Annotated in this window: 15 protein-coding genes; all 15 read right to left on the reverse strand. The window is 61.1% G+C overall.

Annotated elements, in window-relative coordinates; translation table 11 throughout:
* Positions 1-122: 122 nt before the first annotated feature.
* Positions 123-917: a TrmH family RNA methyltransferase gene (locus tag AC07VS_RS07280; RefSeq protein WP_492346328.1), complete on the reverse strand. Its 795-nt coding sequence runs from the start codon at positions 915-917 to the stop codon at positions 123-125.
* The gene (gene rnhB, locus AC07VS_RS07285; protein ID WP_492346327.1) at positions 905-1,549 is read right to left on the reverse strand and encodes a ribonuclease HII; all 645 of its coding nucleotides are present in this window, start codon (positions 1,547-1,549) and stop codon (positions 905-907) included. Before rnhB ends, AC07VS_RS07280 begins: the two co-directional genes overlap by 13 nt.
* A complete protein-coding gene (lpxB, locus tag AC07VS_RS07290; RefSeq protein WP_492346663.1) occupies positions 1,521-2,642 on the reverse strand; it encodes a lipid-A-disaccharide synthase in 1,122 nt (373 codons plus the stop codon). The genes rnhB and lpxB overlap by 29 nt, the downstream gene beginning before the upstream one ends.
* A gap of 31 nt (positions 2,643-2,673) precedes the next feature.
* Positions 2,674-3,468, reverse strand: a complete 795-nt coding sequence (lpxA, locus tag AC07VS_RS07295) for an acyl-ACP--UDP-N-acetylglucosamine O-acyltransferase (RefSeq protein WP_492346326.1) — start codon at positions 3,466-3,468, stop codon at positions 2,674-2,676.
* Between the two features lie 19 nt (positions 3,469-3,487).
* A complete protein-coding gene (gene fabZ / locus AC07VS_RS07300; RefSeq protein WP_492346325.1) occupies positions 3,488-3,928 on the reverse strand; it encodes a 3-hydroxyacyl-ACP dehydratase FabZ in 441 nt (146 codons plus the stop codon).
* An 8-nt stretch (positions 3,929-3,936) separates the two neighbouring features.
* A complete protein-coding gene (lpxD, locus tag AC07VS_RS07305; RefSeq protein WP_494750586.1) occupies positions 3,937-4,920 on the reverse strand; it encodes a UDP-3-O-(3-hydroxymyristoyl)glucosamine N-acyltransferase in 984 nt (327 codons plus the stop codon).
* A 14-nt stretch (positions 4,921-4,934) separates the two neighbouring features.
* Complete coding sequence (locus AC07VS_RS07310) at positions 4,935-5,474, reverse strand: OmpH/Skp family outer membrane protein (RefSeq protein WP_027478711.1); 540 nt, start codon at positions 5,472-5,474, stop codon at positions 4,935-4,937.
* Complete coding sequence (gene bamA / locus AC07VS_RS07315; RefSeq protein ID WP_492346323.1) at positions 5,474-7,768, reverse strand: outer membrane protein assembly factor BamA; 2,295 nt, start codon at positions 7,766-7,768, stop codon at positions 5,474-5,476. The genes AC07VS_RS07310 and bamA overlap by 1 nt, the downstream gene beginning before the upstream one ends.
* A gap of 42 nt (positions 7,769-7,810) precedes the next feature.
* On the reverse strand, positions 7,811-9,178 hold the full coding sequence (gene rseP, locus AC07VS_RS07320; protein WP_492346322.1) for an RIP metalloprotease RseP: 1,368 nt from the start codon (positions 9,176-9,178) through the stop codon (positions 7,811-7,813).
* A 16-nt stretch (positions 9,179-9,194) separates the two neighbouring features.
* Positions 9,195-10,373, reverse strand: coding sequence for a 1-deoxy-D-xylulose-5-phosphate reductoisomerase (gene ispC, locus AC07VS_RS07325; protein WP_492346321.1), 1,179 nt, complete (start codon positions 10,371-10,373; stop codon positions 9,195-9,197).
* A 4-nt stretch (positions 10,374-10,377) separates the two neighbouring features.
* Positions 10,378-11,226, reverse strand: coding sequence for a phosphatidate cytidylyltransferase (locus AC07VS_RS07330; RefSeq protein WP_494750587.1), 849 nt, complete (start codon positions 11,224-11,226; stop codon positions 10,378-10,380).
* Positions 11,227-11,240: 14 nt separating this feature from the next.
* A complete protein-coding gene (uppS, locus tag AC07VS_RS07335; protein WP_494657494.1) occupies positions 11,241-11,984 on the reverse strand; it encodes a polyprenyl diphosphate synthase in 744 nt (247 codons plus the stop codon).
* Positions 11,985-12,103: 119 nt separating this feature from the next.
* Positions 12,104-12,664, reverse strand: a complete 561-nt coding sequence (frr, locus tag AC07VS_RS07340; RefSeq protein WP_019573212.1) for a ribosome recycling factor — start codon at positions 12,662-12,664, stop codon at positions 12,104-12,106.
* 64 nt (positions 12,665-12,728) lie between these two features.
* The gene (gene pyrH / locus AC07VS_RS07345) at positions 12,729-13,451 is read right to left on the reverse strand and encodes a UMP kinase (RefSeq protein ID WP_492346318.1); all 723 of its coding nucleotides are present in this window, start codon (positions 13,449-13,451) and stop codon (positions 12,729-12,731) included.
* A gap of 58 nt (positions 13,452-13,509) precedes the next feature.
* Positions 13,510-14,433, reverse strand: a complete 924-nt coding sequence (gene tsf / locus AC07VS_RS07350; protein WP_492346317.1) for a translation elongation factor Ts — start codon at positions 14,431-14,433, stop codon at positions 13,510-13,512.
* Positions 14,434-14,454 lie beyond the last annotated feature (21 nt).

Consider the following 14,454-nt stretch of genomic DNA (forward strand, 5'->3'; position numbering starts at 1 on the left):
AAAGCCTCTCATTATAGCTGATCGGCGGCACAACTGACGCGAAGTTGACAACCGAGACCCATTTTGAGGTAGGTATTTTTTCGAAACCGCACCTCAAACCAAACAGCCAAACTGGCCGCCCATCAACTCTTCAAGGCAGCCAGCGCACTGGCATGCAGGCAAATGGCCGCAGCAGCTGCCACATTCAAGGACTCTTCACCCCCCGGTTGCCCGATGCGCACGGCCCATTCGGCGCGCGCCATCAGCGCCTCGCAAACGCCCTGCCCTTCGTGGCCCATGGCCCAGGCACAAGGCCAGGGCAAGGATTGATCCTGGATCAGCGCCCCCTGGTGTGAGCTGGTGACAATCAAGGGCACCTTGAGCTCAAGCACCTGCTCCAGCGCCAGGCCCTCAATCAGGTCCAGGGCGAAGTGCGCCCCCATGCCCGCTCGCAGAACCTTGGGCGACCACAAAGCCGCCGTACCCTTGACAGCCAGCACCTGCTTGAAGCCGAACGCAGCGGCGCTGCGCAGGATGGAGCCGACATTGCCCGCATCCTGTACCCGATCCAACACCACGGTCGGCACCGCACCGTTGACGGCTGACGGCACCGGCAAGGCCATCACAAAGGCCATTGGGGCGGGCGATTCAAGGCCACTAAGGTCTTTGAACAGGGCATCGGGCAGCACCAGATTTCGCGGAGCGTGAGACGCCCAGTCCGCCCCTTCGCGGCTCCAGAAGGATTCAGCGTAGACACCCAGTGCCGGGCGCAGGCCCCGCTGCAAAGCCGCGCGGGCCAGATGATCACCCTCCAGCCAGACCCGCCCCTGTTTGCGGTAGGCCGTGCTGTCCTGGGTGAGGCGACGCAACTCCTTGAGTTGCGGATTGTCACGCGAAGTGATCGGGGTGAAGTTGGCGTTCTGAGTCACAGACAGCATTGTCGCGCACCCGCCAAGGCTTGCGCCTCACGCACTGGCGCGAACGTGTGCCTGTGCTGAGGACAGGGCCCCTGCTCACGCAAGGCCGCCAGGTGCGCGGCGGTGCCATACCCCTTGTGCGAGTCAAAGCCGTAAAGCGGATACTGCTGATGGTATTGCTGGCACCACCGATCACGGTGCACCTTGGCCAAGATGGAGGCCGCCGAAATGGATGGAATCAAGGCATCGCCCTTGACCACGGCCTCAGCCAGCACATCGAGACGAGGCAGTTGATTGCCATCCACCAGCACCTTGACAGGCTTGAGTCGCAAGCCCTCCACAGCCCGGCGCATCGCCAGCAAGGTGGCCTGCAAGATGTTGAGCCTGTCGATCTCCTCCACCGAGGCTTCTGCGATCGAGCAACACAAGGCCTTGGCCCTGATTTCATCAAACAGCTTCTCCCGCCGCGCCGCGGTGAGCTTCTTGGAGTCGGCCAGCCCCTGGATCGGCCGCAGCTCATCCAGGATGACGGCTGCAGCCACCACGGGCCCCGCCAGTGGGCCACGCCCAGCCTCATCGACTCCCGCCTGCAAACCAGGGGGGTCCCAGAGCAGCGTGGATTGTTCAGCGTGCAAGAAGCTTCTCGATCGCATCGGTGGCCAGGCGAGCGGTGTCGCGTTGAAGGGTTTGGTGGAGTTGAAGAAAATGAGCCTGAAGGTCTGCGACCCTGGCTGGGCTGTCCAGCCAATCACCCACTGCCGCTGCCAGCGCCGAAGGCGTGGCCGCCTCCTGCAGCAACTCGGGCACCACGAAGTCTCGAGCCAGGATATTGGGTAGGCCCACCCAGGGCTGCAGCTTTTTACCCTTCATGATCTGCCAGCTCAACCAAGGCATGTTGTAGGCAATCACCATCGGGCGCTTGAACAGGGCGGCCTCCAGCGTCGCCGTACCACTGGCAATCAGGGTCACATCACAGGCCGCCAGCGCAGCGTGGGATTGCCCCTCCAGAATGGTCAGCATCCCCTCGGTCAGGCCCGCACGCCGCGCCGCAGCCTCCACCTCGGCTCGCAAGGCTGGCAAGGTGGGAAGCACAAAGCGAAGATCGGGGTAACGTGCCCGCAACAGACCGGCAGCCGCCATGAAACGATCCACCAGGTAGTGCACCTCGGAACGCCGGCTGCCCGGCAGCAAGGCCACGATGCGCCCATCCTGCGGCAGGCCGATTTGGCGCCGCGCTGCCGCGCGATCAGGCTCCAGCGGAATCATGTTCGCAATCGGATGCCCAACATAGGTGGCCGCAACACCATGGGCGGCCAGGAGCTCTGGCTCGAAAGGGAAAACGCACAGCACGTGATCGGCTGCGCGGCGCAACTTTTCGACCTTCTTGGCACGCCAGGCCCAAAATGAGGGACTGACGAAATGCACCGTGGGGATCCCGGCCTCGCGCAAGCGGATTTCCAGATCGAAATTGAAATCAGGGGCATCTACCCCCACGAACACATCAGGGCGGTCGGCCAGCAGGCGGTCGCCAAGGGCACGGCGCATGGCCAGCAGCTCACGCAGGTGCGGCAGCACCTCGACATAGCCCCGAACGGCCAGACGCGCCTGAGGCCACCAGGCCTCGAAGCCTCGCTGAGCCATCGCCGGCCCACCGATGCCCCGCGCAGTCAAGGCAGGCCAACGGGCCTTCAACCCATCCAGCAGCAAGGCGGCCAACAAGTCACCGGACGCCTCGCCGGTCACCATGGCGAAACGCGGATCCATGGTCACTTCGGGGTCAGCGCACGATGCCGCGGCTGGGCGGCGTCTGCTCAAGGAATTCGAGCATCATCTGCACGTCTGCCGCAGCTTCAGGATGGCTTTCGGTCAAACGCGAAATCTCGGTGCAGGCCACATCCAGCGCCAGATTGTTGCGGTACAAAAGCTTATGAATGCTCCGCACGGCAGCAATGCGTTCGGACGAGAAGCCCCTGCGGCGCAAACCTTCGAAATTCATCGAACGGGCCTGGGCCGGCTGCCCCTGAGCCATGACAAATGGCGGTAGGTCAGCAAACAACAGCGAGCACATGGCCGTCATGCAATGCGCACCAATGCGCACAAACTGGTGCGCCACGGTGAAGCCGCCCAGAATCGCCCAGTCACCGACTTCCACATGACCTGCCAGCTGCGAATTGTTGGCAAAAATGGTGTTGTTACCCACCATGCAATCGTGAGCCAAGTGGACGTAAGCCATGATCCAATTGTCATTGCCGACGCGTGTCACCCCTCCGCCACCAGGTGATCCGATGTTGAAGGTGCAAAACTCACGAATCGTATTGCGATCGCCGATGAACAGCTCGCAAGGCTCGTTGTCGTATTTTTTGTCCTGCGGAATCGCACCCAGTGAGTTGAACTGGAAGATGCGGTTATCGCAACCGATCGTGGTGTTGCCCTCGATCACGCAGTGAGCACCGATCGTGGTGCCCGCACCAATGATCACGTCCGGCCCGATGATGGTGTAAGGCCCCACCGAGACCGTGCTGTCGAGCTCGGCTGCGGGGTCCACGATGGCGGTGGAATGGATTTGGGCCATGGCGTGCTCCTGGGATTGATCAGGCAATGGTGCGCATGGTGCACATGAGTTCGGCTTCGCAGGCCACTTCTTCGCCCACGCGGGTGATGCCCTTGAACTTGAAGATGCCGGCCTTCATGCGCTCCAGCGAGACGTCCATGATCAGTTGATCACCCGGCTCGACAGGGCGTTTGAAACGCGCACCATCAATGCCGGCGAAGTAATACACCGTCTTGTCGTCAGGCGTGACACCCAGGGTGTCAAAAGCCAGCAAAGCTGCCGCCTGAGCCATGGCTTCCAGCATCAGCACACCCGGCATCACAGGGCGATGAGGGAAATGGCCCATGAAGTAGGGCTCATTGATCGACACGTTCTTCAAGGCCTTGATGGTCTTGCCCTTTTCAACCGACAGCACACGATCTACCAGCAGGATGGGATAACGGTGGGGCAGTTGCTTGAGGATTTGATGAATGTCCAACATGGGGTACTTTATGAATTCGATTCTTGTTTTGACGACTCAAGCGCTTTGATGCGCTCGCGAAGGCCGTGAAGTTGCTTGAGCGTGGCCGCATTCTTCTCCCACTGACGGTTGTCGTCCAGAGGGAACACGCCAGTGTACTGGCCAGGCTTGAGCAAGGAACGGGTCACCACCGAGGCGGCCGAAATGTGAACATGGTCTGCCAACGTCAGGTGCCCCAGCACCACGGCACCACCACCCACCGTGCAATGCGCCCCGATGGTGGCACTGCCCGCCACCCCCACACAACCGGCCAGCGCTGAGTGCGCACCAATGCGGACGTTGTGGCCGATCTGGATCAGGTTGTCCAGCTTCACGCCGTCCGCCAGCACCGTATCGTCCAGCGCGCCGCGGTCAATGCAGGTGTTGGCGCCGATCTCCACATCGTTGCCGATGCGCACCGCCCCCAGTTGTTCGATCTTTTCCCAAACCCCATCCACCGGTGCAAAGCCGAAGCCATCGGCACCAATGACCACACCCGGGTGAAGAATGCAGCGATCACCGACTGAACACCCCTCACCCACCGTGACGCGGGAGTAGAGCAAAGTGTCCGCACCGACGCGAGCCCCTCGCTCGATCACGCACAGGGCGCCAATGCGGGCGCTGGGATGCACCTCCGCCTCGGGATCGATCACCGCACTGGGATGGATACGGGTAGCACCTGCAGGGCGCGTAGCCTGCTTCCAAAAGCGGGTCAGTCGAGCAAAGTACAGGTAGGGCTGATCAGTGACGATGCAAGCACCCCGCTCACTGGCCGCAGCACGGAAAGCGGGCGCCACGATCACGCAGCCAGCCTTTGTCAGCGATAACTGCTGCTGGTATTTGGGATGGCTAAGAAAACTGATGGCGTCGGTCTCAGCCGACTCCAGCGGGGAGATGCGAGCAATGCCCAGCGACGGGTCTCCGATGAGTTCGCCGCCGAGTGCCTCAACAATCTGCCCCAGATGCAGGACCATGCCTGTCACCCGGCTCACTTGCCCGTGCTGCCCGAGGCTGCGCTGGCAGCATTCAAAGCCTTGATCACCTTGTCAGTGATGTCGTGCTTGGGATTGATGTAGATGGCTTCTTGCAGAATCACGTCGTACTTTTCAGTTTCGGCGACTTGCTTGACCACCTTGTTGGCGCGATCGATGACCTGCTGCAGTTCTTCGTTTTTGCGGGTGTTCAGGTCTTCCTGGAATTCACGGCTCTTGCGCTGGAAATCGCGGTCTTGATCGACCAGCTGCTTCTGGCGGCTGGTGCGCTGCGTTTCAGACAGGGTCGGTGCCTCACGCTCGAACTTGTCCGAGGCGGTCTTCAACGCGTTGCGCTGATCGACCAATTCTTTTTCGCGCTTGGCAAATTCAGCTTCGAGCTTGGCCTGGGCAGACTTGGCCATGTTTGCTTCGCGGAAGATGCGGTCGGTGTTGACGAAACCGGCACGGAAGTCTTCGGCCATGACCGGAGCAGCAGCGAACGCGGAGGCACCCAGCACTGCGGCCAGGGCCCATTGACGAGAAATGGATTTCATTAGAAAGACGTTCCGATCTGGAATTGCAATCTCTGGATTCTATCGCCAGGGAACTTGCGTACCGGATTGGCAATGGCAAAACGCAGAGGCCCCATGGGAGATACCCAACTCAAGCCAATACCCACCGAAGTGCGGAGTTGGCTGGAGGTGATTTTTTCATTTTCACCAAAAATGTTGCCAACGTCCGTGAAGCCGAAGACACGAAGTGTGCGGTCATTGCCGGCACCCGGGAACGGCGCCGTGACTTCGGCGTTGAGAACCACCTTCTTGGCACCGCCCACGATGGCGCCTGTGACGTCGTGCGGGCCCAAGGTACCTTGATCAAAGCCCCGGACAGAACCCAGACCACCGCCGTAGAAGTTCTTGAACACCGGGAATGGGCGTCCACCCAACCCCTTGCCCAGACCGATTTCGCCGTTGAAAGCAAACGTGAACTTCTTGGTGATGGGCACGTACTGCTGATACTGGTAGTTGTTGCGGGTGTATCGCGCGTCCCCGATCATGCCCAGTTCTGAATTGAAGCGCTGATAGCGCCCACTGTTGGGTGCCAGGGCGCTGTCCCGATCATCCCGGGACCAGCCGAGCGTGAGAGGGGCAGCCCAGCTGGTGTAGCCGTAGGTTTCCGCGTAGGTCAGATATGCGGCTGGAATGTTGGTACCCGCCTGGATGGTGGTTTGCTCAGCATTCATGCCCACAAACACGCGATCGGTCTCGCTGAACGGGATACCGAAACGCAGACCAGCGCCCGTGGTCAGCAAGCGGTAGTTACCCCCCTGATCTGCGTAGGGCCGCAGCGCGCGGTGGTAGAGATCGATGGTGCGGGAGATGCCATCGACCGTGAAGTACGGGTCGGTCGCATTCACCGAAATGACGCGGTTGTACTTGCTGGTGTTGATCTCGAAGCCGAGGTAATTGCCCGAGCCAAACACGTTTTCATTGCGGATGCTGAACGAGAGCGAAACGCGCTCGGCACTCGAAAACCCGGCACCCAACTGAATGCTGCCTGCCGGCTTCTCCGTCACATTGATGACCAGATCAACCTGGTCTGGCGAGCCTGGCACCTCCTGGGTTTCGATGTTGACGTCCTTGAAGAAACCCAGACGATCCACCCGGTCACGCGACAGCTTGATGCGGTCCCCGTCGTACCACGAAGCTTCAAACTGGCGGAACTCACGGCGAACCACTTCATCACGCGTGCGGCCATTGCCTGTCACGTGGATGCGGCGGACGTAAGCGCGGCGAGACGGTTCCGCTGCCAGCACAAAAGAAACGCGATTGGTGCTGCGATCAATGTCGGGGCGAACCTCCACCCGAGCAAAGGCAAAGCCAAAATTGCCAAAATAATCAGAGAAGGCCTTGCTGGTGTGAGCAACGTCATCGGCGTTGTAGGGCTCACCCACCTTGATCGAAACCAAAGACTTGAATTCGTCTTCTTTGCCCAGGAAATCGCCCTCCAGCTTGACACCAGACACGACAAAGCGCTCACCCTCAGTCACGTTGATGGTGATGGAAATGTCTTTCTTGTCAGGCGAGATCGCGACCTGGGTCGAGTCAATGCGGAATTCAAGATAACCACGTGCCAGGTAATAGGAGCGCAGGGATTCCAGATCGGCATTGAGCTTGGCACGGGCATAGCGATCCGACTTGGTGTACCAGCTCAGCCAGCCGCCGGTGTCCAGGTCAAACAGGCCGCGCAGCGTCGATTCGCTGAAGGCCTTGTTACCCACCACCTGGATGTCCTTGATTTTGGCGGGTTCACCCTCGACCACCGAGAAGGTCAGATTGACCCGGTTGCGCTCAATGGGCGTGACGGTGGTCACCACTTCGGCGCCGTAAAGACTGCGGCTGATGTATTGGCGTTTGAGTTCCTGTTCAGCCCGGTCGGCCAACGCTTTGTCAAAGGGTCGCCCCTCTGCCAGGCCCACGTCGCGCATGGCTTTTTTCAGAGTGTCTTTGTCGAACTCTTTGGTACCGACGAAATCGACTTCGGCCACTGTGGGGCGCTCTTCAACGACCACCACGAGCACGTCGCCATTGGCTTCGAGTCGCACGTCCTTGAAAAGACCCAATGCAAACAGCGCACGGATGGCTGCCGAGCCCTTGTCATCGTTGTAGGTCTCACCGACCCGGAAAGGGAGTGACGCAAAGATGGTTCCGGGCTCAACCCGCTGGAGGCCCTCAACGCGGATGTCACGCACAGTGAAGGGGTCGACGGCCCAGGCATGCGAGGCTACCAGGAGGGTCGTCACTGCAGCCACAGTGCGCAGGCAAAAACGGGAGAGATGTTTGTTCATGAATGAGCGCGGGCCGCGGCGCCAAGCGCTGCGACCACAAGGTTAACCAAAGAGCCGGGTGACGTCGTTGAAGAACGCGACGGACATCATGGCCATCAGCAGGGCGATCCCCCCCCGCTGCAGCCGCTCCATCCAGGCATCTGACACGGCCTTGCCGGTCACCGCCTCCCAAAGATAATACATCAGGTGTCCACCGTCCAAGACCGGCAGGGGAAGCAGGTTCAAGACGCCAAGGCTCACACTGATCAAGGCCAAAAACACCAAGTACTGACTCAACCCCAGGCTGGCTGACTTGCCGGCGTAGTCCGCGATGGTCAATGGGCCACTGATGTTGCGGATCGAGGCCTCGCCAATCACCATCCGCCCCATCATGCGCAGGGTCAGCGACGACACCTCCCAGGTCTTGACAGCGCCTCGCCAAAGCCCATCGATGGGCCCAAGGCGCACGGTCACGAATTCAGGTGGCGCACCAATCATGGCCCCCACGCGGGCCACCCGGCCGTCGCGGCCGTCTGGCTGCATCTCGGGCTTCATCTCGAGGGAACGCACCACCCCGCCCTGCTCGACGCGCCAGGTCTGGGCCAGCGGCACGCCCTGCACCACTGAAGAGCGGATCAATTCACGCAACTGCTGCCCATCGACGATGGGTGTGGCGCCGATCTGGTGGACAAGATCACCCCGGCGCAATCCACCCCGCTCTGCAGGGCTGCCAGGCATCACATCGCCCACTTCAGGGCGGGTCCACGGCCCCATGAGTCCAATGCGGCGAAAAAGCTGAGCGTCAGCCTCTTTGACCTGAACCCGGGACAGGGGCAACAGGTAGTCACGCGTGCCGGCGTGCTCTCCCATCGCCACTTCGAGCTGAACGTCTCGGCCATTGAGTGCAGCCTGCGTCAACAGCCAGCGCAGGTCTTCAAAGGAAGTCACCGCCTCCAGTTCTTCGCCGGCCAAGGCCGCGCGGCGCACCGTCTCACCCCCCTGCAAACCAGCCTGGGCCGCAATCGACCCTTGCACAGGGCTGGCCAGGATCGCCGCAGGCTCTTCAACGCCCGTCCAGTTCACCACCGTGTAGAGCAGGACGGCCAACAGCAGATTGGCCACCGGACCCGCTGCCACCACCGCCGCACGCTTGAACAAAGGTTGGGCATTGAATGCCAGGTGCCGCTCCGCGGCAGCCACCGGGGCCTCGCGCTCATCCAGCATGCGGACATAGCCGCCCAAAGGAAATGCACTCAGAACAAACTCAGTCGGCGAGCCTTTGGGCTGCCATCGCAACAGGACCTTGCCAAACCCGATGGAGAAGCGGAGCACTTTGATGCCGCAGGCCACGGCAACTCGGTAGTGCCCATATTCATGAACGGCAATCAGCACGCCCAAGGCCAGAAGAAAAGCCAACACGGTCATCAACATGGGCACTCCTCAGCCATCAGGTCTGCATGCGCTGGGCGGCCTGCCCGGCGACTTCACGCGCACGGGCATCCAGCAACAGCAGTTCTTCAAGTGTGGCCGGCTGCTGGGGCAACACCGCAGCCAACGCTTCCAGATTCACATGGTGAATCTGATCAAAGCGGATGCGACGGTCCAGGAAGGCCTGAACAGCCACCTCATTGGCTGCGTTGAGCACGGCAGCGGTGCCGGCAGGCCCCTCCAGGGCGTCCCAGGCCAGTTGCAGGCCTGGAAAGCGGGCCGGGTCAGGTGGCTCGAACGTCATGGCCGGCAAGGCCGTGAAATCGAGGTGCGCAGCGCCACTGTCAATTCGTTCGGGCCATGCCAATCCGTAGGCAATGGGCGCACGCATGTCGGGCACGCCGAGCTGCGCCACCACAGAGGTATCGTGGTACTGAACCATCGAATGCACGATGCTCTGAGGGTGGATCACCACCTCGATTCGCTTGGGTGCCAGGCCGAACAGATAGCGCGCCTCGATCACCTCAAGGGCCTTGTTCATCATGGTGGCGGAGTCGACCGAGATCTTGCGCCCCATCGACCAATTGGGATGGGCACAAGCCTGCTCGGGCGTCACCTCGGACAATGTCCGCGGGTCACGGGTGCGGAAGGGCCCACCAGAAGCCGTGAGGATGATCTTGCGCACCCGCCGATCCCAGGTGGAGGCATCGTCGGGCAAAGACTGGAAGATGGCCGAGTGCTCGCTGTCAATCGGCAGCAGCACCGCCCCGCCCTCGCGCACAGCCTGCAAAAAGACCTCAGCCCCCACGACCAGGGCCTCCTTGTTGGCCAGCATGAGGCGTTTGCCGGCTCGCGCCGCCGCCAGACAGGGCGCCAGACCTGCCGCGCCGACGATGGCCGCCATCACAGCATTCACCTGCGGGTGGGCAGCCACCGCCTCGATGGACTCGGCACCCCACAACACCTCGACAGGCAGACCTTCAGCCTTGACCCGATCCGCCAGACGTCGGCCATGGACTTCGCTGGCCATCACCGCAAAACGGGGGCGATAGCTCGCACATTGCTTGAGCATGAGCTCAACCTGCGTCGCCGCCGTGAGTGCGAATACTTCATAGCGCTCGGGGTGGCGCGCCATGACGTCCAATGTGCTTTGACCGATGGAACCGGTCGATCCCAGAATGGTGATGCGTTGTGTCATGTCTTCAAACCAGAGTGCTCAGCATCATGGCGAGCGGCAAAGTGGGCAACAAGGCGTCGATGCGGTCAAGCACGCCGCCGTGGCCCGGCAGCAGGCCGCTGCTGTCCTTGGCGCCCGCGCTGCGCTTGATGAGCGACTCCACCAGATCACCCACCACGCTCATCGCACCCATGAACACCACAGCCAGCATGGCAAAGGGCCAGCCAGGCGCCATCAAACGACTGTAAAAACTGGGGACCGTGGCCCCCAATGACGCATCAGCCAGCGGCCATACCCAGGCCAGAACGATGACCCCAGCCAGCCCACCCCAGACGCCCTCCCAGCTCTTGCCAGGACTGATGCTGGGGGCGAGTTTGCGGCGCGTGAAGCGCAATCCAAATGCACGCCCGGCGAAATAGGCAAAGATGTCGGCCACCCAGACCAGAACCAGAACCGAAAGCAGAAAATTGACGCCCACCCCCTTGGCCTGAGCCACCGCCAGCCAGGCCGTCACCAAGGCCAAAAGGCCCGCCACCCAGCGAACCAGCAGGGGCACACGGGGCCAGCCCGCCACTCCACCACGCAGCAACGCAGCACTGCCCAACACCCACGCGGGCCCGGCTACCACCCAAAGGCTGCGCAGTGAAACATCCAGCGCCCCCGCCCACCAGGCCAGCGCACAAATGAGCAGACAGACCCCGGCAGTGGCCCAGGACATGGGTTGCGACAAACCATTCAGGCGCCCCCACTCCCAACCGCCGGCAGCGATGAACAACAGCATCAAGGCACAAAAAGGCTGCGGCTGCGCATAGAACAAGGCGGGCAGCAAAACAGCCAGCAGAATCAGTGCGGTGATGACACGCTGCTTGAGCATGGAAATCGCCTTTCTCAGACCTTGGGGGATGCAGACGAGGTCGCCTGCGCCATCTGCTCAGACGTCTTGCCGAAGCGACGTTCACGGGCACCATAGGCTGAAAACGCCTCATCCAGAGCAGCCTCGTCGAAATCAGGCCAGAGGCGATCGCTGAAGAACAGCTCGGAGTAAGCGCATTGCCACAACAGGAAATTACTGATGCGTTGTTCGCCCCCTGTACGGATCATCAAGTCCGGGTCGGGCACATGGGAGAGGGCCATGGCCCGATCCAGTGCCAGTTCGGTGATCGGCTCACCTCGGGCGACCAACGCTGCTGCAGCCTGGGCAATGTCCCATCGACCACCGTAGTTGAAACAGACATTGAGGATCAATCGATCGTTCTGCGCTGTCGCGGCCTCAGCTTGGGCCAAGCCTGCAGCCACCTTTTCGGAGAGGCCTCGACGTTCGCCAACAAAATGCAGACGCACACCATCCGCCTTCAGTTGAGGAACCTCACGGCCCAGGGCCATCGCCAACAAATCCATCAAGCCGGACACCTCGTCAGCCGGGCGATTCCAGTTTTCGGACGAAAAGGCAAAAACGGTCAGCACCTTCACACCGCGCGCTGCGCAGGCCTTGACACAACGCCGCAAGGAATCAACCCCCTGCTTGTGGCCAGCCACCCGCGGGAGGAATCGGCGCGTGGCCCAGCGCCCATTGCCATCCATGACGATGGCGACGTGATGAGGAACAGCCTGGTTCGCGGGAATCTGGGTCATGGACAGCAAGATACTTCAGAGACAGGGCACGATACCCCAGAAAACGAATGGGGCAGCCCTGCTGGAGAGCCGCCCCTGAAATGGCCCTCAGGCCTGGATAGCACGACAACCGGCGGCCATCAAACCGCCATGATGTCCTGTTCCTTGGAAGCCACCAGTTTGTCGATCTCGGCAATGTGCTTGTCGGTCACCTTCTGGGTGTCGGCTTCTGCACGCTTTTGATCGTCTTCGGAGGCCAGCTTGTCCTTGACCAGCTTCTTCACCGACTCATTGGCATCGCGACGCAGGTTGCGAATGGCCACCTTGGCGGCCTCACCTTCGTTGCGCACGACCTTGGTCAGTTCCTTGCGACGCTCTTCGCTCATGGGGGGCATGGGCACGCGGATCAGTTCGCCCATGCTGGAGGGGTTCAAGCCCAGGTCGCTGTCGCGGATGGCTTTTTCGATCTTGGCGCCCATGCCCTTTTCCCAGGGCTGAACGCTGATGGTGCGAGAGTCCAGCAGCGACACGTTGGCCACCTGGCTGATCGGCACCGGCGATCCGTAGTAATCCACCTGCACGGCATCCAGCAGAGCCGGGTTGGCGCGACCCGTGCGGATCTTGGTCAGGTTGTTCTTGAAGGCCGCGATGGACTGATCCATCTTGGTTTCGGTTGTCTTCTTGATGTCGGCAATGCTCATGTCAATCTCCTGGAACGAATCCCGGCAACTGTTGCCGGAACTCTTCGGGCTGAAGGGCCGGGGCTCAGGCGTAAACCAGAGTCCCCTCGTCCTCACCCATCACGACGCGCTTGAGCGCACCGGGCTTGAAGATGGAAAACACCTTCACTGGCAACTTCTGGTCGCGGCACAGAGCAAACGCCGTGGCATCCATGATGCCCAGGTTCTGCGCCATCGCTTCATCAAACGAAATTTTCGCGTAACGGGTTGCGTTGGGATCCTTCTTGGGATCCGCAGAGTACACACCATCCACCTTGGTGGCCTTGAGCACCAGCTCGGCGCCGATTTCAGCACCACGCAAGGCAGCCGCAGTGTCCGTCGTGAAGAAAGGGTTACCCGTGCCGGCGGCAAAGATCACCACCTTGCCCTCTTCGAGATACTGCAAGGCCTTGGGACGCACATAGGGCTCGACCACCTGCTCGATGGCAATCGCGGACATGACACGGGCGATCAAACCCGCTTTTTCCATGGTGTCAGCCAGCGCCAGTGCGTTCATCACCGTGGCCAGCATGCCCATGTAATCGGCCGTGGCCCGATCCATCCCCACGGAGCCTCCGGCAACACCCCGGAAGATGTTGCCGCCCCCGATCACCACCGCCACCTCGACACCCAGGCGGGTGACCTCGGCCACCTCTTCCACCATGCGGACGATGGTAGCTCGGTTGATACCAAAGGCATCGTCCCCCATCAGGGCCTCGCCTGACAGCTTCAGCAGGATCCGCTTGTTGGCTGGTTTGGCGTTGGTCATGAAAGGGTTCTCCTGAGTTCGATGGGGTGACGTTGGGGGTTATTGCGAGATGACGGAATCAGGCTGCAGCCTTGGCAGCAGCGACCTGCGCAGCCACTTCAGCAGCGAAGTCGTCAACCTTCTTTTCGATGCCTTCGCCAACGATGAACAGCGTGAAGCCCTTCACATCGGTGCTGGCGGCCTTGAGCATCTGCTCGACAGTTTGCTTGTCGTTCTTCACGAAGGCCTGGTTGAACAAGGACACTTCCTTCAGGAACTTCTGCACACCACCTTCGATGCGCTTGGTCACGATTTCAGGCGACTGCACCGGCTTGCCTTCGGCCTGGGCCTTGGCAGCATCTTCTGCAGCCTTGCCAGCGGCCACAGCACGCTCTTTTTCAATCAGATCGCTCGGCACATCGGCGCTGGTCAGGGCCACGGGCTTCATGGCGGCCACGTGCATGGCGACGTCCTTGGCGGCAGCTTCGTCACCATTGAACTCAACCACCACACCAATGCGGGTGCCGTGCAGGTAGGCGGCCAGTTGGGCGCCATTGTCAAAACGCTTGAAACGGCGGAAAGACATGTTTTCGCCGATTTTGCCGATCAAGCCCTTGCGCACGTCTTCCAGGGTGGGGCCGTAGGTGTCTTGCTCATAGGCCAGAGCGCCCAGGGCTTCAATGTCAGCGGGGTTGTGCTTGGCAACCAGCTCAGCGGCAGCCTTGGCCAGAGCCAGGAAGCTGTCGTTCTTGGTCACGAAGTCGGTTTCGCAGTTCACTTCGATCAGCGCACCGGTGTTGCCTTCGATGAAGCTGGCGACCACGCCTTCAGCGGTCACGCGCGAGGCAGCCTTGCCGGCCTTGGTGCCCAACTTGACACGCAGCAGCTCTTCCGCCTTGGCCATGTCGCCACCGGCCTCGGTCAGTGCCTTCTTGCACTCCATCATGGGGGCGTCGGTCTTGCCACGCAGTTCAGCGACCATGCTTGCGGTAATTGCAGCCATTTTTTGTTACTCCGTATTCAG

It is taken from the genome of Curvibacter sp. GW821-FHT01G03, from assembly GCF_059422285.1.

Excerpts from the sequence above, each read along its gene's own strand:
- lpxA (WP_492346326.1), bottom strand. The coding sequence starts at position 3,468 with ATGGCCCAAATCCATTCCACCGCCATCGTGGACCCCGCAGCCGAGCTC.
- tsf (WP_492346317.1), bottom strand. The coding sequence starts at position 14,433 with ATGGCTGCAATTACCGCAAGCATGGTCGCTGAACTGCGTGGCAAGACC.
- rseP (WP_492346322.1), bottom strand. The coding sequence starts at position 9,178 with ATGTTGATGACCGTGTTGGCTTTTCTTCTGGCCTTGGGCGTGCTGATT.
- AC07VS_RS07330 (WP_494750587.1), bottom strand. The coding sequence starts at position 11,226 with ATGCTCAAGCAGCGTGTCATCACCGCACTGATTCTGCTGGCTGTTTTG.
- AC07VS_RS07280 (WP_492346328.1), bottom strand. The coding sequence starts at position 917 with ATGCTGTCTGTGACTCAGAACGCCAACTTCACCCCGATCACTTCGCGT.
- pyrH (WP_492346318.1), bottom strand. The coding sequence starts at position 13,451 with ATGACCAACGCCAAACCAGCCAACAAGCGGATCCTGCTGAAGCTGTCA.
- AC07VS_RS07310 (WP_027478711.1), bottom strand. The coding sequence starts at position 5,474 with ATGAAATCCATTTCTCGTCAATGGGCCCTGGCCGCAGTGCTGGGTGCC.
- rnhB (WP_492346327.1), bottom strand. The coding sequence starts at position 1,549 with ATGCGATCGAGAAGCTTCTTGCACGCTGAACAATCCACGCTGCTCTGG.
- fabZ (WP_492346325.1), bottom strand. The coding sequence starts at position 3,928 with ATGTTGGACATTCATCAAATCCTCAAGCAACTGCCCCACCGTTATCCC.
- frr (WP_019573212.1), bottom strand. The coding sequence starts at position 12,664 with ATGAGCATTGCCGACATCAAGAAGACAACCGAAACCAAGATGGATCAG.
- bamA (WP_492346323.1), bottom strand. The coding sequence starts at position 7,768 with ATGAACAAACATCTCTCCCGTTTTTGCCTGCGCACTGTGGCTGCAGTG.
- lpxD (WP_494750586.1), bottom strand. The coding sequence starts at position 4,920 with ATGGTCCTGCATCTGGGGCAGATTGTTGAGGCACTCGGCGGCGAACTC.
- lpxB (WP_492346663.1), bottom strand. The coding sequence starts at position 2,642 with ATGGTGACCGGCGAGGCGTCCGGTGACTTGTTGGCCGCCTTGCTGCTG.
- uppS (WP_494657494.1), bottom strand. The coding sequence starts at position 11,984 with ATGACCCAGATTCCCGCGAACCAGGCTGTTCCTCATCACGTCGCCATC.
- ispC (WP_492346321.1), bottom strand. The coding sequence starts at position 10,373 with ATGACACAACGCATCACCATTCTGGGATCGACCGGTTCCATCGGTCAA.